This is a genomic window from Shewanella gelidii (assembly GCF_014647855.1).
GTDB lineage: Bacteria > Pseudomonadota > Gammaproteobacteria > Enterobacterales > Shewanellaceae > Shewanella > Shewanella gelidii.
This window is the reverse complement of record NZ_BMPZ01000007.1, coordinates 131054-155127: the sequence shown is the minus strand read 5'-3', so window position 1 is coordinate 155127 and position 24074 is coordinate 131054. Positions and strand designations below refer to the sequence as shown.

Genomic DNA, 24074 nt, shown 5'->3' with positions numbered 1-24074 from the left:
GAACAATATGATACTCTTTCGTTCCTTTTGGGGCTACATCACATTTTAGATAGGGTTAATCGATGACCAGTTTGGCATCAAATATATTGACAACAAAAAAACTCGACTGGCAATATTCTGCAAGTGAGTTGTTTGAATTCTTTAGCGACTTACCTTGGGCTATATTCTTAGACTCAGCGAATGCTCAGCACCAAGACGCAAGATACGACATTATCGCCCTCGCTCCAAGAGCAACGTTGGTTTGTAACGACGGCCTTTTTACGCTTGATACGTATGAATCGAATTCATTCAACTTGAATGAGCAATTAGTCGTAGGTAGCGAAGTTTTGCAAACCAATGACCCCTTTTCTGCCATTCAAACGGTTCTTGATCAGCACTTCCCGACAGCCTATCGTTCTGAGTTACCATTTACCGGTGGCGCAATGGGTTGCTTCAGTTATGATCTGGGACGTCATGTTGAAAACATCCCAGCCCTTGCTCAAAGGGATGTTGATTTTGCTGAACTTCATTTGGGTTTTTATACTTGGGCACTGGTTTATGATAACCAAGCTGGTCATTGGTATTTAAGCCACTATCAAGGTGATACGGCTCTAGAACAAGTGAAATTGGTCTTAGAGCAACATATTGATACCCAAGCTTTTGAAAAAACGTTTGCACCGAATGCGCCGTTTGCATTGCTGAGCCATTGGCAATCTCAAATGAGCCAGCAAGAATATCAACAAAAGTTCGAGCGCATTCATCACTATTTGCACGCTGGTGACTGTTATCAGATAAACTTGACCCAGCGTTTTGAAGCCCAATACAACGGCGATGAATGGCAGGCTTATTTAAAACTCAGAGCCAGTAACCAAGCGCCGTTTTCAAGTTTTATTCGTTTGCCAACCAGTGCAATCCTCTCTATTTCTCCTGAGCGTTTTATCCATTTAGACGACGGACAAATTCAGACTAAACCAATTAAAGGTACGCTGCGACGTCACACGGATGACAAACTCGATCAACAAGCCGCTGAGACCTTGCGCTGCTCGGAAAAAGATCGCGCCGAAAACCTGATGATTGTTGATTTATTGCGAAACGACATCGGGAAGGTTGCCAAAGCAGGCAGTGTGGCCGTGCCACATCTATTTGAGATCGAAAGCTTTCCCGCGGTACATCACTTGGTAAGCACCATCACCGCCACACTCGCGCCAAAATTTCAGGCCTGCGATCTATTAAAAGCCGCGTTTCCAGGTGGCTCAATTACTGGTGCACCCAAAGTAAGGGCAATGGAAATTATTGAAGAGCTTGAGCCTAGTCGAAGGAATATTTACTGTGGTTCGATAGGTTACATTAGCCAGGATGGCAAAATGGATACAAGCATTACGATTCGAACACTACTGGCAACCGAAGGCAAGCTATACTGTAGTGCTGGCGGGGGAATTGTCGCTGACTCTGAAATGGAAGCGGAATATCAAGAAAGCTACGACAAGGTCAACAAAATCCTCCCCGTATTGACACAATAGGTGCAGAACTTGGTTTAAGGTTAGGTAGAGCAAAAAGAGGTATTCATGGAAATTAGTGAGTTGGCCACACGTTATCAGTTGCATGCGCTGTCGTCGCCGATCCCACTTGCGCCGCCCTACCGATTTGCATCCAAAACCAAACTTAGACAAGCCGCAGTTTTAATTCCTGTTATCGCAAAGCCTGATGGCTTACATATTGGTTTAACCCAGCGTCCTATGCATATGCGGGCCCACCCGGGACAAATTAGTTTTCCGGGCGGTAAAGTTGAATCGAGCGATATCAATGAAGCAGCAACAGCACTCCGAGAAGCTGAAGAAGAAATAGGACTATCGCAACAAAATGTCACGGTTTTAGGTCAGTTCCCTTCGCACAATACGTTTACCGGCTTCGAAATTACGCCAATTGTCGGCATGGTCAAACAACCCTTTGAACCAGTACTCGATCCGGGTGAAGTCGCCGACTATTTTACAGTGCCATTATCTTTTTTACGGCAACAGCACAATCGCCACCGCCTGAATGTGAGCCGCAAGGGCCAGAACTTCCCGGTTTTTTTTATTCCTTATCAAAATCGCTTTATATGGGGCGCCACCGCGGCAATTATTGACCTGTTTTGCCGCCATATCTTTGAGTGAACTATCGGCATACATTAACTTGCATGCTATACATTAACTTGCATGCTAAATGTCGAACGGATCGGTTTAGACGAAGCATTAGGGTAAACTATTACGTGAGACCAATAAGAAGAGCGCCATCAATGACAGCGCTCTATGTAGGTGTAGAAATTAACGCATGGAAAGTTTTACATCAGTGAACCCAAAGGTGGTTCCAGTTACACCACGTAACGTATATATAAACCTGCTGCGAGCGAGCTAACCAGCAGCAATGGAATATTAACCCAGTAACCTTCTTTTGTAGCTCGCACGGTATAAAAGTTAAGTGCCAGACTCACAAAGCTGATCCCAGCGCAGGCCCAAATAATGTATTCAAGTTGTAATGTGAGTTCTGGATCCCAGTCAAGCCGAACCGGCGCTCCCTTTGACAAGTAATAACCTACGGCACGATCGGGTCTTGCTTCACCAAAAATGATTAACGCGTAAATCGCAAATGCCCAACCCGCGACGGACAAAGTCGTCAATAAAATCTGTAGAAATTTCCCTTTCTTCATCAACTCCACTCACTTTTTATGTTTTATCTAACAAAGAATAACAATAATCATCCTAGGATACCTTTTTCAGCTTGAGAAAAGCCACAAGCAAGGTAATATAAACGTCCAAATTTTTTAACTAAAAACGTTTCGTTGGAGAACTAAGCAACAATGAGCATTGCATCTGTCGCTTCTGTATTTAAAGGTGATTTTGCGATTGGTTCGCAAGTCACTGTACGTGGCTGGGTACGAACCCGTCGTGATTCTAAAGCAGGGATTTCGTTCCTTGCAGTATATGACGGTTCTTGTTTTGACCCGATCCAAGGTGTAGTGCCAAATACTCTGTCAAATTATGAAGATGAAGTCCAAAAATTAACAACGGGCTGTTCTGTCATTATGACCGGTGAAGTTGTTGAATCTCCGGGTAAAGGACAAGCGTTTGAGCTTCAAGTGATTAAAGTTGAAGTGACTGGGTTAGTTGACGATCCTGATACTTACCCAATGGCGGCCAAACGTCATTCTATAGAGCACTTGCGTGAGCTCGCACATTTACGTCCTCGCACCAATATCATTGGCGCAGTAGCACGTGTGCGTAACTGCTTATCACAAGCGATTCACCGCTTCTATAATGAAGAAGGTTATATCTGGGTGTCTACACCACTCATCACAGCCTCTGATTGTGAAGGTGCTGGTGAGATGTTTCGTGTTTCGACACTGGATATGGAAAACTTACCTCGCACTGACGCGGGTAAAATTGACTATGACAAAGATTTCTTTGGTAAAGAGTCATTCCTGACTGTATCGGGTCAGCTGAATGCTGAAACCTATGCTTGTGCACTTTCAAAAGTATATACCTTTGGCCCAACGTTCCGTGCTGAAAACTCAAACACCAGCCGCCATTTAGCAGAGTTCTGGATGGTAGAACCTGAGGTTGCGTTTGCAGATCTAGACGATGTCGCTGGCCTAGCAGAATCTATGTTGAAGTATTGCTTCAATGCTGTACTTGAAGAGTGCCGTGATGATCTTGAGTTTTTTGCGCAACGCGTAGAAAAAACTGCAATTGAACGTTTAGAGGCGTTCGTGAAGAGTGATTTTGCCCAAGTCGATTACACTGATGCCATTGAGATCCTAAGAGCATGCGGTAAGAAATTTGAATTCGATGTGGAATGGGGCATCGATATGAGCTCTGAGCACGAACGCTATCTTGCTGAAGAACACTTTAAAGCACCAGTTGTCGTTAAAAACTACCCGAAAGATATTAAAGCTTTCTATATGCGTCTTAATGACGACGGCAAGACAGTAGCCGCTATGGATGTATTGGCACCAGGTATTGGTGAAATCATCGGGGGTTCGCAGCGTGAAGAGCGTTTAGATGTACTTGATATGCGTCTAGAAGAAATGGGACTAGAGAAAGAAGACTTCTGGTGGTATCGCGATTTACGTCGTTATGGTTCAGTTCCTCATGCAGGCTTTGGACTTGGCTTTGAGCGTTTGGTCTCTTATGTCACGGGTGTTTCGAATATCCGAGACGTGATTCCTTTCCCTCGCGCACCTCGCTCTGCGAACTTCTAAGTGCACGAGATTAAAACGGTCATGGCTTAGCCAATTCGGGCAAGCATAAATTGATGAAATCCGCAGTCTGAATAGATTGCGGATTTTTTTATGTTTTGAGGAAATCTTTGCGCATTCGCGCGATATTCTTTAGCTAAGTGCATAAAGTTCCATATAAAGCATCAATATACCCATCTGCTTTGCCACCCTCTCCCACCACACAGCAGGACTTACCCATCAGGTGTTTAGTTCATGACTTCTATATATATGTAGGTATGTACCTGCCACCTCTAATCTGCTGGTGAATAAAACGCAGACAAATCTACAAGTGGCCAATACATCATGACTCAATTACCTGTTGGTCAACTATGGGCTATTCTGCGCAACCCTCCTATCACATCGACACGTTACATCGAAACGTTACATCAGCATCAAAAGCATCGCGCAACTCAAAGCAATAGTATGAGAGCACAGCCCTAAAACCCTGCTGTAGAACTTAAAAACTAAGGAATCTTTATACATTCAATACTTACCGGTTTTGCTGTGCGCTTATTTGATAAAGGTAGCTCAATCCAAGAAGACGCATTCATAGTAGTGGGGTTCATATGCGACTCGTCTATAGGTATCTGCAGGGGGGCACAATTAGGTGGCAGTCATGTTTTTTTCTCCACTGTAAAACGCAGAACAAGCGCTTTTTGAGCTCGTTTTTGCTCAAATCTAATCCTGAATTAGGTCGGTTTTTTATGTGTAGACTGTATATATACACGGTCATTTAACAGGTTCAATGGGCAAAGCAGTAACAAAATATCGGAAAAAGTTTGTAAGTGTAGTTGGACAATTCACTGTAGCTTAGACCACAAAAATTGAATCATTTCACACAAAATGTGAACCATTACTGCGTGCAGATCACACAAAAAACACCCAGCACTTTAGCTTTATCAATATTAGCCTAAGATTAACAAGGTAAATCTTACTGTGACCCCCTTAATAGGTAGATCGTCGAGGTTTTGTGCCGGTGCGCACATTGCCGCAAAACCATGTTATTAGTCACGGGAATGAATAAAAAATCTTGAAAGTGAGTGGCTTATCGTTAGTTTTGTGTTGTTGAAATTTACGATAAAAAGTGGGTCATTTTGTCCCACCCTTAGGGGGTAAACATGATCTTCTTCATGTTAACAGAATGTCAAACCCCACTTAAGGCTATTAAATTTCAAAGCTTGATATGAGTCAATTTAACACTTATCAGCGAATACTAAACTTACAGCCTGTCGATGATGTGAGTTGAACGCATTTTAACATTCTAATAAAGAAAAGGTTGATCCATGGACACACATGCAGCCCTCTATGAACAGGGGAAGGCGCGTCTCGAAGCGTTACGCGAATTGAGCCCTCGCCATACAGAGTCTTTAAAACAAAAAATGGAACAGCATGGTATTACTCGCCGTGACTTCATGAAATGGAGTGCAGCGGTAACCAGTATGCTGGCCCTACCTCTACCATTCAGTACTTTAGTAGCAGAAGCTGCTGAGCTTTCTGACCGTGTACCACTAATCTGGTTGCACATGGCAGAATGTACTGGTTGTTCGGAGTCTTTAATCCGTACCGATACACCTAACCTAGATTCTTTAATCTTCGATCATATCTCTCTTGAGTATCATGAGACGTTGATGGCTGCTGCTGGTTGGCAAGCAGAAGAGAACCTAGAGCACGCTTTAGAGCAGTATAAAGGTAACTACCTATTAGCAGTTGAAGGTGCTGTACCAACTGCAAACAACGGTGCGTTCCTAACTGTTGGCTGTAAAGGTCACACGGGTCTAGAAATTATGCACCACGCTGCTGAAGGCGCTGCGGGCATCATTTCTGTCGGTACTTGTGCTGCATTCGGTGGTGTTCAGGCAGCTGCTCCAAACCCAACAGGTGCTGTTGGTGTTGCTGAAGTAGTTCACAAGCCTGTAGTTAACTTAGGTGGTTGTCCACCAAGTGAAAAGAACATCGTGGGTACACTAATGTACTTCATCATGTTCGGTAAGCTTCCTGCACTCGATATGTTCAACCGTCCTAAGTGGGCTTACGGTGCTCGTGTACACGATAACTGTGAGCGTCGTGGTCGTTTTGACGCTGGTGAATTCGTTGAAGAGTTCGGCGATTTCGGTGCGAAAGAAGGTTACTGTCTATACAAAGTTGGTTGTAAAGGTCCTTACACTTACAACAACTGTCCAACTGAAAGATTTAACCACCATACTAGCTGGCCAGTGCTAGCAGGTCATGGTTGTATTGGTTGCTCAGAGCCTAGCTTCTGGGATGATATGGCAGATTTCGAAAGACCTCTAGGCAGACAACTCCTGTACGGATTTGATGCAACAGCTGATGCTGTAGGTGCTGTTATTCTTGGCGCAGCTGCTGTGGGTGTTGGTGCTCACGCTGTTGTTAGCGTATTTGCCAAACCACTGGAGGATTAATAAATGAGCAAACGTGTAGTTATCGACCCTATTACCCGCATTGAGGGTCATTTACGCGTCGAAGTCGAAGTCGACGAAAACAATGTAGTACAGAAAGCATGGTCTTCTTCTACATTGTGGCGTGGTCTTGAGGTTATCCTTAAAGGCCGTTCTCCACACGACGTAGGTCTATTGATCCAACGTATTTGTGGTGTATGTACTTATTCACACTACCGCGCTGGTGTTGAAGCAGTAGAAGATGCATTGGGCACTAAAATCCCATTGAACGCTAAATACCTACGTTCTTTAATGCAAACTTCTCTATACATGCACGATCACATCGTACATTTCTATCACTTACACGGTCTTGATTGGGTTGATGTTGTTTCTGCACTAAGTGCTGATCCAGCAGCGGCTGCTCAAGAAGCAATGAAGTACACTGATAAGCCTATCGCTGCTGGTGAAGGTGAGTTACGTGCAGTTCAAGAGCGTGTTAAAGGTTTCGTAGAAACTGGTAAGCTTGGCCCATTCGCGAACGCGTACTGGGGCAACGGTACTTACAAGTTTACACCAGAGCAAAACCTAATTGCTCTTTCTCACTACTTGAAGGCACTTGAAGTTCAACGTGTTGCTGCAGAAATGCTAGCTATCTTCGGTGGTAAGTCTCCACATCCACAGTCTTTGGTTGTTGGTGGTGTGACTGCAGTACGTGACATGCTAAGCCCTGCTCGTCTACAAGAGTGGAAACAGAAGCACGCTATCGTAACTGACTTTATTCACCGCGCATACAAAGCTGACATCATGATGGCAGCTGCTGCATTCGGTAATGAGCCAAGTGTACTTGGTGGTGTTGCAATCAAGAACTTCATGGCGACCAACGACTTTGTACTTGCTGATGGCGAATACATGTTCGACGGTGGTGTTATCATGAACGGTGACCTAACAAGCGTTACTGATATTGATAATGACCTTATCAAAGAAGATGTGACTCACTCTTGGTACAAAGCAGACGGTGCACAACACCCATATGAAGGAACTACGATTCCTGATTACACTGGCTTTGTTGAGCGTGACACAGTTTACGGTAAGCTTCCAACGTTGGACGGCGACGGTAAATACTCTTGGGTTAAGTCTCCTCGCTACGGTGATGAGCCAATCGAAGTTGGTCCACTAGCTAGCCTACTGGTTAGTTATGCACGTGGTAACAAAGTTGTTGTTAAGTCAGTTAACGAGCTTCTAGAAGCAACTGGCCTACCGGTAGAAGCATTGTTCACAACGCTTGGCCGTACAGCAGCACGTATGTTGCAAACCGTTATCGTTGCTGAAGAAGGTCTGAAAACTTTCGATGCAATGTTACTGAACATGCAAACTGACGAATCAACTTACGTGAAGCCTGAAATTGACTCTGATAAAGAGTACCAAGGCGTAGGTATGATCGAAGCACCACGCGGTATGTTGAGCCACTGGATCCGTATTAAAGGCGGCCTAGTTGAGAACTACCAAGCTGTTGTACCAACAACTTGGAACGCTGGTCCTGTTGATGCAAACGGTAAAATGGGCCCTTACGAAGCTTCATTGATTGGTCTGAAGTTGGAAGATCCAACTAAGCCATTGGAAGTGATACGTATTATTCACTCGTTTGACCCTTGTATGGCGTGTTCTGTACACGTGATGGACTACAAAGGTGCTGACTTGGGTGAGTTCCGTATTAATCCCAACGGTCAATAATCACTAAGGGAGGGGCAGCAAAATGGGTAAACCTGCAACCCACAGTAGAGACTATATCTTTACGCCCGCAATCCGTATTTTTCACTGGTTGCGTGCACTAGCGATATTAGTCCTAGTTATTACGGGGTTTTATATCTCATGGCCGTTTCTCGTTGCACCTGAAACTAATGACACTCAGGTTCAAAGCATTTTACGCTTTGCTCACTTAGTCTTTGGTTTTGTGTTAACGGCAATTACCTTTGTGAGGTTTTACTTATTCTTCTTCAGCCGTAACGACATTGAGCGTCGTTCGTTTAGAGATGTAATGAGTATCAATAGCTGGATTAAAAACCTGAAGTCTTACCTTTGGATGGGCCAACTACATAAACAAGGTGTTTATGGTCCATTACAGTTCATGACCTATGTAGCAGTGTCATTTATGGCATTAATCATCTGTATTACAGGTCTAGTACTGTACGCTAATGTCTATCACTTAGGCATGGGCGGCATGATGTGGGATATCTCTGGTTGGATCACTGCGCAAATGGGTGGTCTAGCGTGGGTACGAATTATTCACCACTACTTAACGTGGGCATTCTGTATCTTCGTAGTAATCCATGTATATATGGCAGTTTGGTGTGGTATCCGCTTCAAGCATAACTCAGTAGACTCTATCGTCTCTGGTTACGACTACCATAAAGCTGATCATTAATTAGCAATTAACAAATTGTTATCTTTGTGAAGTACGCCGATGTATTCATCGGCGTATTTTTTTATATTTAGACCATTCTAAAAAGTAATCCAACTCCAACTAAATACCTGCACTGTCTGCGATGGATTTCTGTACTACAGATATCGTGTTTAAACAGATCCAGGCAAAAATAACTGTTAACAAAGAAAGGTTCTAATGAAGATACTGCTTTTGGGCATTGGCAATGTCCTGTATGCCGATGAAGGTATTGGCGTACATTTTGTCAATTATATTTCTGAAAATTACGACTTTGACCATGAAGTGCACACGTTGGACATTACCGATGGCGGCACTTTGGCACAAGGCCTGATTCCGATGCTGAGCCAATATGATTACATGGTGGTTTGCGATACTGTAAATGCACACGGTGTAGCACCAGGAGAAGTCTACTTTTTTGATTTTGACAAAGCCCCTGCCGAAATTGATTGGCAAGGTAGCGCTCACGAAGTAGAAATGCTACAAACACTAATTATGATGGAAATGGTTGGTGACCGACCGAAAACATTTATTCTCGGCGTAACACCGACGGTACTTGAGCCTATGGTTCTAGGATTAACGCCTATGGTAGCAGGCGCTGTACCTTTGATGGAAAAAACTCTCCTCAAACATTTCGAATCTTTGGATTTCAGTGTTACTCGCAAAGCCGAAGTTGATATCCACTCGCTCATTCCTGACTCGTTTAAACGTGGTGTCACTACACATGAAATTGATTAAATTTGATTTTACCTGCGCTAAGCAGGTGCCATTTTACGCACACTTATGTAATGAATACCTAAAAAAGGATTCACTTAATATCAGTGTGGGTGAACAAGATAATGGTTACTTTATTGAAGCTGAAGGTGAACAGCCTGAGTTAGAAAAGCTTGCTGATGAAATTGCTGCGGACTTTCTTCTCTCAATTTGGCTCACTGATTCTAAAGTTGCTTTGGTAGAGAAACGCCAAGGCAAAGCAAGCCCGATTAAAACTGCGGCACTTGAACAAGCATTTTGTTCAAAGTGTTTCCCGTTGTTTGCAGATAATCAGTCGAGCCAGTTTGGTCAACTTGATTTGGCTTGTAACTGCTGCAATGGCCAAAATACCGTAGCAGAGACAGCACAAAAACTGTCGCTCAATGATTTAAAAGCGCTGGTTGAAACACTTCAACAAGATGGCGAAGTCACTTTCAATGGCATCAAGCTCAGCTTAAATGCAACTGCTGGTGATAATGAGCGTAACAAAGTGCTTGTATGTAACCCCAATACGCTCAATGCGCATTTTGTAGTGAAAGATCATCAGGTCCTTGCGCTTTCAAGTATCGAGAAGCCGTTGATCACTGCCCGCCCAATTCATGAGCATACGCAATTAGATGCCCCACTCTACGATATCTGCTTTGCATACGATCGTGTGACTGCTGTACTCGCTGAAATCCTACGTCAAAAAGGTGTAGATTGGGTCTATTACACTGCCATTGCTGCACGTCCTCGCATTGCATGGATAGAAAATGGCTGGAGCGAAATTCACACCCCAATTGCAGAATCTGTAGAGTTTTCTACCAAGCAAGAACCATTGCACGATGACGCAGTATTTGCTGGCCTAGAAGCCAAATGGAAAAAAGGTAAAATTACCTTTACCCAAGCAAACACGAGCAGCAACCTTGCTCGCTCAACTGCAGCAACATGCGCCTTGCATGCAGCTAATCTTGAGCAAAATATTGTCAAGAACAGCGCGGTTTTGTATTTAAGTAAGAAGTTTCCGGGTCAAATCGTAACGATTAACTCGAAGAAGGAAACTGAGCTGTTTTTCGCGTTACCTGAGTTACCAAGTACTGGCTATGATATCTATCATCAGCTAGAGCAAAGTCCTCAGCGTAATGTTCTGGAAAAGTTTAAAACCAAGTATCCAGAAGATTACACGCGTCTACTTGACCTGAAGCTTGAAGGCCCAACAGATAACCTGCAAAGCCTATGGGCTATAGCTGGATTATTGCTTGGTCTGCCCGCTAAAGCATTGACTAAAAACGCACTCGCAGATGCTTTATTGGCAAGTGCCCAAAGCCATAAAGGTGCCAACGCGCCACGTATCGACTACCCATTGACTAAAGGTGAAGCACACCGCAGCTTAAACTGGTGTAAAACACTTGGAACGGTCATGAGTTTCCGACTTGCTGATGATTCGGACCCAGCGAAGATCGCATTTGGTATGCAAGATTCACTTGCTGACTTTATTAGCAACTGGATCGAACACGTCGATCAAAATGTTGGCATTAAAACCGTATACCTCGCCGGTAGCGAATTTACCAACGAAATCCTTGCCCGTCGTATTTCTCTGCGCTTAGGGAAAAACTTTGGCTTAGAGATCAACCGTGAACTTGCGATTGATGGCAATAACTTGTCTACAGGTGCTTTATATCTGAAGCAACGGAGGCGCTAACGAGTCCATGAGCAATCAAGCTATCTCTAATAGCATAAGGACTCGCATTAAGGTAACTGGAATAGTGCAAGGCGTAGGGTTTCGGCCCTACGTATACCGTCACGCGACGGAACTTGCTCTCCAAGGCTCCGTGTTAAACAATCAACAAGGCGTGACGATTGAATTACAGGGACCAGAAGGCGTCGTTGCGCAGTTTATAGATATACTCCGCACAACGCCGCCACCTCTTGCACGAGTCGATGCAATTGATATCACCCCCCTCACCTTCGATCCCAATGACAATCAGTTCACGATTATTCAGAGTGAAGGCGAAGGCGACGCTGTCGTTGCGGTTTCTGCTGACAAAAGTACTTGTCAGGATTGTTTAGACGATATGCAGGATACGACAAATCGTCATTATCAGTACCCATTTACAAATTGCACCAATTGTGGCCCCCGCTACACACTCATCAAAGCACTCCCATATGACAGAAAGCATACGTCGATGTCGGGATTTGAAATGTGTGCTGATTGTGCAAAATCTTATCAAGATCCACTTGATCGCCGCTATCATGCCCAGCCTGTTAGCTGCCCAGCATGTGGCCCTCACGTGAGCTTCTGTAAAGCTGATGGACAGGTGATTAGCGAGCGGGAAGACGCGCTTGAACAAACATTGCAGAGCCTACTCGAAGGTAAAATCATCGCCATTAAAGGCTTAGGTGGTTTCCATTTGGTTTGTGATGCGACCAATGAATCTGCCGTTGCTGAATTAAGATCTCGGAAACAACGTCCTGCCAAACCGCTCGCCGTCATGGCTGCTGATATGTCGATGGCGCAAAAGCTTGTGCAAGGTAGTGAATTTGAGTGGCAACTTTTGAGCTCGAAAGAACGCCCGATTACTTTAATGCAAAAGCAAGATCAGCCGACAATTGAGCTAGCGGCGAGCGTGGCTCCGGGAATTGATAAACTCGGCATATTTTTACCCTATACGCCATTGCACCATTTGTTACTCACAAAATTACAACGACCAATTGTCGCCACCAGCGCAAACCGCTCAGGTGAACCCATCATTACCGAAAAGCGTGACATAATTTTACATTTGGGTCGTGTGGTTGATGGCATTCTCGACCATAATCGCGCCATTATTAATGGGTGTGATGATAGCGTGGTGCAATCGGTTCGAGACGAAATTCAAATCATGCGGATGGCCCGCGGTTATGCACCGTTAAGCCTCCACACAAAAGAAGCCCTACCCAACAAAATTATAGCGGTTGGCGCCCAACAAAAAAACAGCATTGCATTTGGATTTAACAACAATCTGTTCCTTAGTCCGCATATTGGGGATTTATTTAGTATTGAAGCAGAAACCTACTTTGATGCAACCTTAGCCACATTCAAACGCCTCTATGATTTCACGCCTGACGTGATTGTCAGTGATAAACACCCAGATTATGCCCCAACACAATGGGCAAATAATTATCACCTGCAACATCAATCATGCCAGTGGCAACAAGTTCAGCATCACTATGCCCATGTGTTGAGTGTTATGGCTGTTAACCAATCAACCGAAAATGTTTTAGGCTTTAGTTTTGATGGCACTGGCCTTGGAGATGACGGAACCTTATGGGGTGGCGAAGCATTACTCGCCAACACGCAAGGCTTTGAACGTTTGTGCCATTTAATGCCATTCAAGTTGATCGGCGGCGAACAAGCAATAAAAGATCCTCGACGTTTACTGCTCGCAACATTATTTGAACGTTATAGCCTTGAGCAAGTGTTAGGGCTACCAATCCCCAGCATTCAACACATGCCGAAGCTGCTCGTCAGTAACTTGCATAAGTTATGGAGCACAGGCAGTGGTTGTACATCCACCTCATCGATGGGCCGGTTATTTGATGCGGTGGCCTGTGCCTTAGGTTTAATTGAAAAGACACAATTTGAAGGCCAAGCCGGCATGCTCATAGAAGGCGCAGCGAACCAATTATCACCGGATGAGTGTGATGCGCTACACTTTACTTTAGCAAGAGCTAACAAAGTATGGGATACCGCAGGACTGATGGCACAGATTGTTGATAGCATTTCCAATCAGCCGCTCACTCAACTCAGAGTGAATCAAATCGCCGATGCATTTATGCGATGCCTTGGTGACGCTGTATGCGAATTTGCACAGTTGCATCATCAGTATAAAGTAGTCTTAACAGGCGGCGTTTTTCAAAATCGCTTCCTTTCAGAATACTGCCTCGCGAAGCTAGAATCATTAAATATAACAGTGTTACCAAGGCAACAAATCCCTATTAATGATGGGGGTATAGCCCTTGGCCAGCTTTGGTTTGGGATACACCAGTCAAAGTTTTAACCATTAATTAACCTTTTTCTGATAAACCTGACAGACGTCACCGAAGCGCGTCAGGTTATGAGGCATTATCTGCCGCAGAAAAAACTGTACCAAGATAACGGAGTTTCCAAATGTGTAAAGATTGCGGTTGTTCTATTACTCGTCACGACCATTCCCATGACCACGACCATTCACACGATCATTCACATGAGCATGGCCATCACCATGAGCTCAATAGTAATCCTCAGTTGAACGATAAAAAGACCCTATCAATCATCAACAAGATCCTTGATAAGAATGATATTGAGGCTGCCCACAACCGCGAACATTTTGAAGCGAAAAATGTTACGGCATTCAACCTAATGAGCAGCCCTGGTAGCGGTAAAACAACGCTTCTTGAAAATCTTATTGACCATACCGCGCAAAAGTATGCCGTCATTGAAGGTGATTTAGAAACCTCGCGTGATGCTGACCGCCTCAAAGCCAAAGGGGTTGATGCTTACCAAATCCAAACTGGCTCTGCATGTCACCTCGATGCATTTATGGTTCACGGTGCTTTACACCATATCTCACTAGACGAGCTTGATATCTGCTTTGTTGAAAACGTGGGTAACTTAGTTTGTCCTGCAAGCTACGACGTCGGTACACACAAGAACGTTGTTCTTGTTTCTGTTCCAGAAGGTAGCGATAAAGTAGAGAAATACCCAGTCATGTTCCGCCGAGCAGACGTTGTATTCATTACCAAGTGCGATCTACTGCCCTACTTTGACTTCAGTGTTGAAGAAGCACGCGAAGAGTGTAAAAAGTTGAACCCTGATGTTGAAGTGATTGAAGTTTCAGTAAAAGATCCTGCATCTATGAAAGCCGTTGCACAGTGGTTCGCCAATAATACAGGGAACTTCAAATAATGTGTTTATCTATTCCATCTCAAGTTGTTGAAGTACACCCAGAAGATAGCACGGTTACCGTTGATACCATGGGCGTCAAACGTCAGGTCAGTACTCATCTGATGGCTGAAGAGCTAGAAGTTGGTGACTATGTATTGATCCACATTGGTTTCGCGATGAACAAAATTGACAAAGCTGATGTTGAAGAGAGTCTCGCTCTCTATCAGGAGATCATCGACAAGATGAACACTGGAGAGGAGTAATCTCGATGCTTGAATTAAAACATTTATATCAAGGATTTCGTGATCCACAAACGATCGAAACCATTGCAAAGGAAATCCAAGCGGAAGCCCTGAAAGTCAAAGGTGAAATCAATATTATGGAAGTATGTGGTGGTCACACCCATACCATCATGAAATACGGTATCAATCAGTTGTTACCAGACAACATTGATTTTATTCATGGACCCGGTTGCCCAGTCTGCGTGATGCCCAAAGAACGCATTGACCATGCTGCCGCATTGGCGAGCATGAATGACACAATCTTGGTCACCCTTGGCGATATGATCCGCGTTCCTGGCTCCGATGGCAGCCTTGCAGAGTTTCGTTCTAAAGGCTGTGATATTCGCCCAATCTACGATCCGCTCGATACTTTGCAAATTGCTAAAGACAACCCGGACAAAAAAGTAATCTATTTTGCAATTGGTTTTGAAACATCAACACCAATGACTGCCGTACTTCTAGAGCTTGCTGAGTTGCAAGGAATTGATAACCTTCTTTTCCACATCAACCATGTATTGGTCCCCCCTGCAATTGATGCCGTCATGGCGGACCCAGCGGTAAAAGTAAATGCATTTATCGGCCCCGCACACGTGAGCGTTATTAGTGGTTCTAAGGTGTATCGCCCGGCTGTAGAGCAGTACAACACCCCAGTTGTGGTTTCAGGCTTTGAGCCCGTAGATGTCATGGAATCGATTCTGCGCATTACTCGCCAAAAAGCCCGTGGTATTGCTGAGTTAGATATTCAATATAGCCGCTCTGTGACCGAAGAAGGTAACCTAACCGCCCAGGAAAAAGTCAATAAATTCCTTATGGTACGACCGGAATTTCGCTGGAGAGGCCTTGGCCCAATCCCCAACTCAGCATTGATGCTACGCCCAGAGTATGCGCACAGAAATGCCGAAGATAAATACGGTGATCGGTTACCAGTTACTGAAATTGACGATCATAAGGCTTGTCAATGTGGTGACATTCTTCGTGGTTTATCAAAGCCAAAAGACTGTAAAGTCTTCGGTCGCGGCTGTACACCAGAAACACCTCTGGGCAGCTGCATGGTGAGTTCTGAGGGCGCATGTAACGCCTATTATCGTTACAACGGAGTGAAGTAATTCATGGCAAAATTGTCCAAAACAGTTCAACTTAGCCACGGCGGTGGCGGTAAAGAGATGAACTTGCTGATCAAAAAGATATTCTTCAAGGCATTTGACAACCCGATCCTACAAAGCGAAGAAGATGCAGCTGCACTTCACTTTAATGGCCCGACTGCGTTCACTACAGACTCTTTTACCGTTGCCCCCCTATTCTTTGCAGGGGGAGATATTGGTAAGCTAGCGGTTGCAGGTACGGTAAACGATCTCGCAATGATGGGCGCTCAGCCTGAATACTTAAGCTGTAGTTTTATCATTGAAGAAGGTTTTCCTGTTGATGATTTAACAACCATTGTCAATAGCATGGCATCAGAGCTCGAGAAATCTGGCGCGAAAGTAGTTTGCGGTGATACGAAAGTTGTCCCTAAAGGATGTGCCGACGGATTATTTATTAATACCTCAGGTGTGGGCCATATCAAAACTCAAGGCATTTCAGTTAAGAGTTTAGCGAAAGATGATGCCATCATCGTCTCCAGAGATGTTGGACGTCACGGTGCAGCAATCTTAATGGCTCGTGAAGGTTTAACCCTAGAATCTGATCTCACCAGTGACTGTGCAACACTATGGCCAGCGATGGACGCATTGATGCAAGCGGGGATCCCGATCCATGCGGCTCGAGACGCAACTCGCGGTGGTCTTTCGGCTGTACTCAATGAGTGGGTACAAGCTTCAAACGTTGGTATCAGCGTCCATGAGAAACACATTCCGGTATGTGATGAAGTCAAAGGGCTTTGTGAACTGTATGGATTTGAGCCTTATGACCTTGCCAATGAAGGCACCTTTATTCTTGCTGTTCCTAAAGATGTTGCCGAAAAAGCACTAGAGATTATTCAACAATTTGATTTCAGCGCAAATGCAGCCATTGTTGGCGACGTTGACGAAGAGCGTCGTGGTAAAGTGGTTTTAGTAACGCCATGGGGTAGCAGCCGTTATTTGGATGTCCCGCAGGGCGAGCTTCTGCCGAGGATCTGTTAATGCACGAATATTCGATTGTAACGGCTCTGATTGAGCAATGTGAGCAATTGGCAGTGGAAAACAGTGCAGCCATTGTATCAAGGGTTTCTATCAAAGTAGGCGTAATGAGTGGCGTAGAACCAGCATTACTGAAGACTGCTTTCGATACCTTTAAACTTGATAGTATTTGTAAGACCGCTGAGCTTGAAATGAACGTTCAACCTTTAGTCATTAAATGCCAAGAATGCGGCACGCAATCAGAACTCGAAGAACGTACGGTCATCTGTCCAAGCTGTAATGGTAACTTCACCAAGGTCGTTGATGGCGAAGACATGATGCTCATGCAGTTGGAGATGGAACAAATCTAGCTGATTTAGGTTTGTGGTTATATAGCTCAAACCTCAGCCCAAATTAACCAACTGCCATATTTGCATTCAAAACACGTAATTAGCCGCGGCACCTGTTCGCGGCTTTTTTATGTCAGCAACGCTTGCAAAGTACCTCTTTTTGAAAGAGGATCCTGTCAAACGAACAAATTCACTCAAATTATGTGGCAACAAAAATCCATCAGTTTACGTGCTTACCCAAGAGGCTTTCACCTAATAACAGATACGATTGAGCAGCAACTTCCTGAGTTAAAACAATATCAGGTTGGTCTAGCCCACCTACTTTTACAGCATACTTCTGCCTCACTCACCCTGAATGAGAATGCAGATCCAACCGTCCGACAGGATTTTGAAAGTTACTTTAATCGCGTAGCAAAAGAAAACGAGCCCTACTTCAAACACACCTATGAAGGAAGCGATGATATGCCCGCGCATTTAAAATCAAGCCTCTTGGGTACAAGTATTCTGCTACCCATTTCAAATGGCCAATTTAACCTAGGTACTTGGCAAGGAATTTATCTTGGAGAACACCGAAACCATGGTGGCAAACGGCGGATATTAATAACATTACAAGGTGAATAGCCATAACATAGATACAATATAAAAACGGCGCCATCAGGCGCCGTTTTTAACCGATTCAATATAGACGAATTTACTCGCTAATCCGCTTGAGTTTCGCATAGTAGAACCCATCAAAACCCGTATCCGCCGGGCTAATTAGCTCGTCTTCAATGAACTCGAAGTGCTCATTGTCAGCTAAGAACTGATCAACTTGCGCTCTGTTTTCTTCAGTCATGATAGAGCAAGTTGCATAAACTAAAATACCGCCCACTTTAACCATACGGCTATAGCTTTGTAAAATTTGCTTTTGTAAGTCGACTAGCACAGGAAAACGCTCTGGAGTATCCCGCCATTTTGAATCTGGGTTGCGCTTTAACACGCCAAGGCCAGAACAAGGGACATCCAACAACACCCGATCGGCGCTAAGTTTGAGTCGCTTAATCGTCTTACTACTCGCGATAATACGTGTTTCGACATTATGCGCTCCCGCTCTCCGTGCGCGTTGCTTCAAATTGTCAAGTTTCCATTGCTCGACATCCATTGCAAGGAGTCGTCCCTTGCCTTCCATTTGTGCTGCAATCGACAGCGTTTTTCCACCAGCCCCTGCACATGCATCGATAACGCGCATTCCTGGTTTTGCATCAACAACACTCGCAATTTGTTGTGAACCCGCATCTTGCTGCTCAAAGCGCCCTGCTTTAAAGGCTTCGGTTTTAAACAGCGCAGAATTAGACAACACTTCAAGTGCGCCTTCAACACCATCAACCGGTACAGTTTCAACGCTTTCTTTCAACAAAACGGCTTGTAGTTCATCTGGGGAGTTTTTAAGTGTATTACAACGCAAATAGCGTTTGGGCGCTTGTAACAGGGCTTTGCGTTCTCGTGGCCATGCTTCGCCGAGTTGCTGACTCCCCATCTCATCAAGCCACTCAGGGCAGCCATCCCATAACGCCTCATCACCCTTTGCTTTTTCCAGCCGAATTAAATATTCTGTTTCGTCAACTTTTAGAGCGTATTGCAAATTCGGTAATGGTAAATCATTGAATCGATGCCAGACATTGAGTAATCGACTCCCCGTTCGCTCTATCTCATCAGTTTTCACATCGGCCAAATAACAGTACAAATTCAAACGACGCAATAAATCACCAGTGACCCAAGTAATTTTCGCTTGTTCTTCGGCGGCAAGCTTTAATCCCGAAAAGTTATGGGAATAGGCTCTATCGAGCGGCTTTCCTTCCTCTAATACGAGCGCCAATATATTGATAACAAGCTCTGTTGAACTCGCTGATAAGGAAGATGTAAGCATGTTGGGTAACCTAATTAAGAAAACCGAGCGATCATAGGTGGATGGACGTTGATACGCAAGCGCTATAAGGGGATTTTGATCCTATACAGACACTTTTAAGTGGTTGATACCTGTTGGGGCAAAACCAAATCTTTAATAGCGCTGATGTTTAGGTTTGCCCTGAACGGCTCATTCGTTGAAATAATCGACTACAACAATATGAATTTACGGGGTAAACCTAAACATGGCTTCATTTAAGATCATGACAAAGTGAGCAATGACAGGTTAAATGCCCAGCTCATCAAGCAAATCATCAGCACTCGTTTTAATCGTGGTCGAAGTACTCGCAGCAGAATTACTACTTGTAGCCACTGGAGACACTTTCTCATTGTGACTGCCATGTTCATCAATCAAAGAGTCCAAATCGAATTCTTCATCATGCTCAAATTCAGCTAGCTTAATAAACTCTGTTTTGTCCATGGCAAACTCTAAGTAGAAAATATGATTATTTTCAGTTTTGAAGGAAACTCGTCTCGCCAAGGGCTCGTCTAAGTTTGCGTCAATAGAGATAGTAAGTTCTTTATTAATGGTGAGCATTTTAGGCTGCGACTGGCCAATTGATGTTTGTAGTTCTTTGTTCACTTGGTTAATAAAGTTCCCAAGCATTTGGTTCATCAATTCGCCCATGACATTGCTCACTTCATCAGATGTATGAGAAAACGCAAGTTCAGATTCAGGCATCCCCATGTTGATCATATATTTTCGATAGATTTCAATCGCTGCGGCGGCAGAGAAATTAATCACGACAAGACCAGAAAAGCCGCCATCAAAAATAGAAAAACAGCCGACATCAGGCTTGAGCCGAGTTCGAGTGATACTCTGAACCATTCCTGCATGTGAAATTTGACTAGCAGTCGTACTCGAAAGCACATGACTCACGGAATGGCACAACTTTAGAAGAATATCATCTGATGTCACAATTTGAGGAGATGTCATTTTACTAACCATATAAGAATGAAGAAGTGCATCATGTTGCACAGAAAAAGCCGTAAGATCAAAATCTAATTCGGCCCAAAGGCTGATCAAAGTCAATTCTTAAACAAACTGTACAACTCAATGGACTATATATGAACAATAGCAAATCATAATCGCTCAAGGTTTGTACAGTGTTCAGCAAAGCGGGTTACGTCAATTAACAATCAACACGATTAAAGCCTTATTATAGTCTATTGAGAACATCTATACCGCTAATCCCCCCAATATAGTGCAGTTCAGTTACTTACACCTTTAGCTCTCTACTCCTCAAATTAGGTAAGATCGCAAGCCCACGAATGCTGCTCCAGTTTTACATTGTAAAAACATCATCCTTTCCACGCTTTTATGGCCAAAAATAACAAAGTAGCGACCAGCTCACTAACAAACTTATCAATAGATTACAATGGCACTGACTAGCGAGCCGCTTAAAATGTGATAAACTAAGCTCATTGCAAATAGGTGTCATGGTTTAGGCCACAATTTAATATTGAACAGGGCTTAGCTTTTGAGCCTAACATTGAGTTTAAAAGAGGTTAGAACTTGAGAATGACGTTAGCGGTTCATCCGCAATTATTTACGATTCATAGTTTTAGCCCTGAACAAAGCATTGATGCGGCAGTGTTTCAGCAATCAATGTTCTTTATCGGAAAAACAAAAGAAGAGCTTTCTGTAGTGGTGCCTGCTGAGCTTAAGCTTGATAGCTTAGAGCAAGAAACCGATTGGCGCTGTTTTGAAGTTGTTGGCCCACTTGGATTTTCAATGACCGGGATCATGTCACGGGTTTCCGGTGTTCTCGCCAATGAAAACGTGAGTATTTTCGCCCTATCCACTTTCGATACCGACTATATTTTGGTGAAGAAGGATAAATTGGACCAAGCGATTACTTCACTACGCAATAATGGCTACCAAATCATTGAATACCATGATTAAGCTAACGGAAATATCTAGGTTACAACAATAAGATATTCAACTCGGTAATATCCTTAAAGATGTAAAGAGTTCAATCTCACCAAGTAAAGATAATATGGATAAGGATTTGATGTACGAGAAATCAGTCACCATCACCGCACAACACGGAATTCACACCCGTCCTGCGGCATTATTGGTTAAAGAAGCAAAAAACTTTCAATGTGATGTATTAGTCGAATGCAATGGCAAACAAGCCAGTGCGAAAAGTTTGTTTAAGCTACAAACGCTAGGATTACATAACGGCGTTCAGGTTAGGGTGTTTGCTCAAGGCGAACAAGCAAAAGCCGCAGTAGAAAAAGTCACCGAATTACTTACGACCCTAAGCTAAACACAAGGATTTTAAATGATTAAAGGAATCGCAGTTTCATCCGGAATCGCATTCGGCCAAGCATTAAAACTGCAACCTTATGATAATAGCCTCGATTACCGACTGCTTCCTTTTTCGAAAATCAGTGAAGAGCAACAAAACTTTCGTGATGCACTACAAGAGTTAGTCGAAAGCTTGCAAGACGCAGGTAAAAATCTCTCTCGCGAGTCAGACAATTATCAACTCATCGAAGCAGATCTCCTGCTACTTGAAGATGAAGAGCTCATCCATCAAATCATCAACTCAATTCGTGAGTTACAGTTTAGTGCTAGTGCAGCCGTAGAACGTGTATTTGAGCACCAAGCAAGTGAGCTTGAATCACTAAATGATGATTATCTAGCAAGTCGGGCAGATGATGTTCGCGGCCTTGGAAAGCGGCTCATTTCCGCAATAAATGGCACCCTTGGTTTAGATCTAAGCAAACTGCAAAACGATACGATTTTACTGGCTCAAGATATTACACCGGCAGAATTCGCAATTTTACCTTTGAAACGTATCAGTGGCATCGTATTGCAAACCGGAGGCTTAAATAGTCATACAGCAATTCTTGCCAAAGCAGCAGGGATCCCAGCATTACTCAGTTGCCATTATCAAGATCAAAAGATTAAAAATGGTGATTCGTTAATTTTGGACGCCCTTTCAGGAGAGTTACATGTCAAACCAGACGAAGAATTACAACAAATTCTTGAAGAGAAGTATTTTCAAGAAGCAATTCGTCGTCAAAATTTGCTCGCGTTCAAAGATAAACCCGTTTATACAACCGACCACCACAAGGTCACCTTGCTTGCAAATGTCGGTAACCTTAATGAAATAAAACATCTTTCAGATGTAGGCGCGGATGGTATTGGCTTATTTAGAACCGAATTTATGGTCATGAACGCGAAAAAGATACCAGACGAACAAGCCCAATACTTACTTTACTGCAATGCACTACAGTCCCTAGAAGGGAATATCTTTACGATTCGCACATTGGATATCGGTGCAGACAAAGAATTACCCAGCCTTTCATTAGATAGCGAAGAAAACCCGGCTCTTGGCTTAAGGGGCATTCGATATTGCTTAGCCCATCCGGAGCTGTTGCGTACTCAGCTGAGAGCTGTATTGCGAGCGTCATACCATGGTCCAATTCGTTTAATGTTCCCAATGGTCAATCATGTAGAAGAAATCGACCAAATTTTCGCAATGGTCGCGCGGTGTGAGAAAGAGCTTCATGAAGAAGAAATGCTATTCGGCGAAGTAAGCTATGGAATTGTCGTTGAAACACCTGCGGCCGTGATGAACCTTGACTCTATGCTAGACAGATTAGATTTCGTTAGCATCGGAACCAACGACTTAACCCAGTATGCCATGGCTGCTGATAGAACCAACCCGAGTCTGAATAAAGACTACCCTTCTTTTTCGCCGGCAATTTTAAAGCTAGTGAAAATGACGATCGATACGGCTAAATCGAACAATGTTCGGGTAGCACTGTGTGGTGAGTTAGCAAGTGACCCACAAATTGCGCCGATTTTGGTGGGTATGGGATTAGATGAATTAAGTGTGAGCCTCGGCAGTATGCTAGAAATCAAGTCAGCAATCTGTCAGTGCGAATACAAGCAACTCAAAGCCAAGGCTAAGGAAATCTTAACCCATAATCGCATTGAGTCACTTCAGGCCAGCCTAAGCGAAAACACTTAGTTTGAGGCCAGATTTTTTGAAATAAAGTCAAGAAGATAAGCAGCAGTACAAAAAAGAATCAATAGATTTTAAAACAGATAAAAATAAAGCAAGTTTAACCGAGGCATACCCTATGATTCAGAACAATGTTTCAGTATGCTTAACAAGAAATATACAAAAACTATAAAAATTTAATAGGGGCAGATTTATGGGTTTTTTGAGCCGCATAAGACGATTAGTCTCAGGCCAACCTAATATCGAAGGTGGCATAGACATTGTGGCGCCGGTCTCAGGTGAAATTGTCGCCATAGAAAAAGTACCCGACGTCGTATTTGCAGAAAAAATTGTAGGCGACGGTATCGCGATAAACCCAGAAGGTAGCCAGATAGTGGCACCTCTTGATGGCACAATTGGTAAAATATTTGAAACAAATCACGCCTTTAGCATTGAGTCACCTCAAGGTTTAGAGTTATTTGTTCACTTTGGTGTTGGTACCGTTGAGCTCAGGGGTAAAGGTTTTAAGCGACTCGCAGAAGAAGGGCAAGAAGTAAAAGCTGGCGAACCAATATTGGAATTTGAATTAGATTATTTAACCGACCAAGTAGATAGCCTGCTTACACCAGTCGTGCTCGCCAATATGGAAGATATCAAATATTTAGAAAAGCGCTCAGGGCATGTTAATGCGGGTAGTGATGTTATCTATACCGTACAAGTTTAATCTGCTATCTAATCA

Annotated in this window: 22 protein-coding genes; 19 read left to right on the top strand and 3 right to left on the bottom strand. The window is 43.7% G+C overall.

Features of this window, described 5'->3' with window-relative positions:
- Nucleotides 1-62 precede the first annotated feature (62 nt).
- Nucleotides 63-1499: an aminodeoxychorismate synthase component I gene (gene pabB / locus IEY18_RS13085; protein ID WP_188921532.1), complete on the top strand. Its 1437-nt coding sequence runs from the start codon at nucleotides 63-65 to the stop codon at nucleotides 1497-1499.
- A 45-nt stretch (nucleotides 1500-1544) separates the two neighbouring features.
- A complete protein-coding gene (locus IEY18_RS13080) occupies nucleotides 1545-2132 on the top strand; it encodes a CoA pyrophosphatase (protein ID WP_188921529.1) in 588 nt (195 codons plus the stop codon).
- A 197-nt stretch (nucleotides 2133-2329) separates the two neighbouring features.
- Here the strand turns inward: IEY18_RS13080 and IEY18_RS13075 are convergent, their stop codons facing one another.
- Nucleotides 2330-2665 (bottom strand): hypothetical protein, encoded by a 336-nt coding sequence (locus IEY18_RS13075; protein ID WP_188921527.1) that lies wholly within the window; start codon nucleotides 2663-2665, stop codon nucleotides 2330-2332.
- Nucleotides 2666-2815: 150 nt separating this feature from the next.
- Here IEY18_RS13075 and asnS point away from each other — a divergent pair, with 150 nt between their 5' ends.
- From asnS to IEY18_RS13010, 13 genes are all read left to right on the top strand, one after another.
- Complete coding sequence (asnS, locus tag IEY18_RS13070) at nucleotides 2816-4216, top strand: asparagine--tRNA ligase (protein WP_188921525.1); 1401 nt, start codon at nucleotides 2816-2818, stop codon at nucleotides 4214-4216.
- 1301 nt (nucleotides 4217-5517) lie between these two features.
- On the top strand, nucleotides 5518-6654 hold the full coding sequence (gene hyaA, locus IEY18_RS13065) for a nickel-dependent hydrogenase small subunit (RefSeq protein WP_188921523.1): 1137 nt from the start codon (nucleotides 5518-5520) through the stop codon (nucleotides 6652-6654).
- 3 nt (nucleotides 6655-6657) lie between these two features.
- Nucleotides 6658-8361 (top strand): nickel-dependent hydrogenase large subunit, encoded by a 1704-nt coding sequence (gene hyaB, locus IEY18_RS13060; RefSeq protein ID WP_188921522.1) that lies wholly within the window; start codon nucleotides 6658-6660, stop codon nucleotides 8359-8361.
- A 22-nt stretch (nucleotides 8362-8383) separates the two neighbouring features.
- Nucleotides 8384-9052, top strand: a complete 669-nt coding sequence (cybH, locus tag IEY18_RS13055) for a Ni/Fe-hydrogenase, b-type cytochrome subunit (protein WP_188921520.1) — start codon at nucleotides 8384-8386, stop codon at nucleotides 9050-9052.
- Between the two features lie 195 nt (nucleotides 9053-9247).
- A complete protein-coding gene (locus IEY18_RS13050) occupies nucleotides 9248-9805 on the top strand; it encodes a HyaD/HybD family hydrogenase maturation endopeptidase (protein ID WP_188921518.1) in 558 nt (185 codons plus the stop codon).
- Nucleotides 9792-11501, top strand: a complete 1710-nt coding sequence (locus IEY18_RS13045) for a Kae1-like domain-containing protein (protein ID WP_188921516.1) — start codon at nucleotides 9792-9794, stop codon at nucleotides 11499-11501. The genes IEY18_RS13050 and IEY18_RS13045 overlap by 14 nt, the downstream gene beginning before the upstream one ends.
- A 7-nt stretch (nucleotides 11502-11508) precedes the next feature.
- Nucleotides 11509-13836, top strand: a complete 2328-nt coding sequence (hypF, locus tag IEY18_RS13040; protein WP_188921514.1) for a carbamoyltransferase HypF — start codon at nucleotides 11509-11511, stop codon at nucleotides 13834-13836.
- Between the two features lie 110 nt (nucleotides 13837-13946).
- A complete protein-coding gene (gene hypB / locus IEY18_RS13035; RefSeq protein WP_188921512.1) occupies nucleotides 13947-14723 on the top strand; it encodes a hydrogenase nickel incorporation protein HypB in 777 nt (258 codons plus the stop codon).
- Nucleotides 14723-14965, top strand: coding sequence for a HypC/HybG/HupF family hydrogenase formation chaperone (locus tag IEY18_RS13030; protein WP_188921510.1), 243 nt, complete (start codon nucleotides 14723-14725; stop codon nucleotides 14963-14965). The genes hypB and IEY18_RS13030 overlap by 1 nt, the downstream gene beginning before the upstream one ends.
- A gap of 5 nt (nucleotides 14966-14970) precedes the next feature.
- Nucleotides 14971-16089 (top strand): hydrogenase formation protein HypD, encoded by a 1119-nt coding sequence (gene hypD / locus IEY18_RS13025; protein WP_188921508.1) that lies wholly within the window; start codon nucleotides 14971-14973, stop codon nucleotides 16087-16089.
- A 3-nt stretch (nucleotides 16090-16092) separates the two neighbouring features.
- Nucleotides 16093-17103 (top strand): hydrogenase expression/formation protein HypE, encoded by a 1011-nt coding sequence (gene hypE / locus IEY18_RS13020; RefSeq protein WP_188921506.1) that lies wholly within the window; start codon nucleotides 16093-16095, stop codon nucleotides 17101-17103.
- Nucleotides 17103-17450 (top strand): hydrogenase maturation nickel metallochaperone HypA, encoded by a 348-nt coding sequence (hypA, locus tag IEY18_RS13015; RefSeq protein ID WP_188921504.1) that lies wholly within the window; start codon nucleotides 17103-17105, stop codon nucleotides 17448-17450. Before hypE ends, hypA begins: the two co-directional genes overlap by 1 nt.
- A 177-nt stretch (nucleotides 17451-17627) precedes the next feature.
- On the top strand, nucleotides 17628-18050 hold the full coding sequence (locus IEY18_RS13010; protein WP_229779874.1) for a secondary thiamine-phosphate synthase enzyme YjbQ: 423 nt from the start codon (nucleotides 17628-17630) through the stop codon (nucleotides 18048-18050).
- Between the two features lie 70 nt (nucleotides 18051-18120).
- On the opposite strand, the gene IEY18_RS13005 is transcribed toward IEY18_RS13010, so the two are convergent.
- Nucleotides 18121-19335: an RsmB/NOP family class I SAM-dependent RNA methyltransferase gene (locus tag IEY18_RS13005; protein ID WP_188921499.1), complete on the bottom strand. Its 1215-nt coding sequence runs from the start codon at nucleotides 19333-19335 to the stop codon at nucleotides 18121-18123.
- Nucleotides 19336-19599: 264 nt separating this feature from the next.
- Nucleotides 19600-20310 (bottom strand): DUF3334 family protein, encoded by a 711-nt coding sequence (locus IEY18_RS13000; RefSeq protein ID WP_188921497.1) that lies wholly within the window; start codon nucleotides 20308-20310, stop codon nucleotides 19600-19602.
- A gap of 579 nt (nucleotides 20311-20889) precedes the next feature.
- On the opposite strand from IEY18_RS13000, the gene IEY18_RS12995 reads away from it, so the two are divergent.
- The 4 genes from IEY18_RS12995 (at nucleotide 20890) to crr (ending at nucleotide 24059) form a co-directional block, all read left to right on the top strand.
- Nucleotides 20890-21279 (top strand): ACT domain-containing protein, encoded by a 390-nt coding sequence (locus IEY18_RS12995; RefSeq protein WP_188921494.1) that lies wholly within the window; start codon nucleotides 20890-20892, stop codon nucleotides 21277-21279.
- Nucleotides 21280-21388: 109 nt separating this feature from the next.
- On the top strand, nucleotides 21389-21646 hold the full coding sequence (locus tag IEY18_RS12990; RefSeq protein WP_188921492.1) for an HPr family phosphocarrier protein: 258 nt from the start codon (nucleotides 21389-21391) through the stop codon (nucleotides 21644-21646).
- Between the two features lie 15 nt (nucleotides 21647-21661).
- A complete protein-coding gene (gene ptsP / locus IEY18_RS12985) occupies nucleotides 21662-23362 on the top strand; it encodes a phosphoenolpyruvate--protein phosphotransferase (protein ID WP_188921491.1) in 1701 nt (566 codons plus the stop codon).
- A gap of 187 nt (nucleotides 23363-23549) precedes the next feature.
- A complete protein-coding gene (crr, locus tag IEY18_RS12980) occupies nucleotides 23550-24059 on the top strand; it encodes a PTS glucose transporter subunit IIA (protein WP_188921490.1) in 510 nt (169 codons plus the stop codon).
- Nucleotides 24060-24074: the final 15 nt, after the last annotated feature.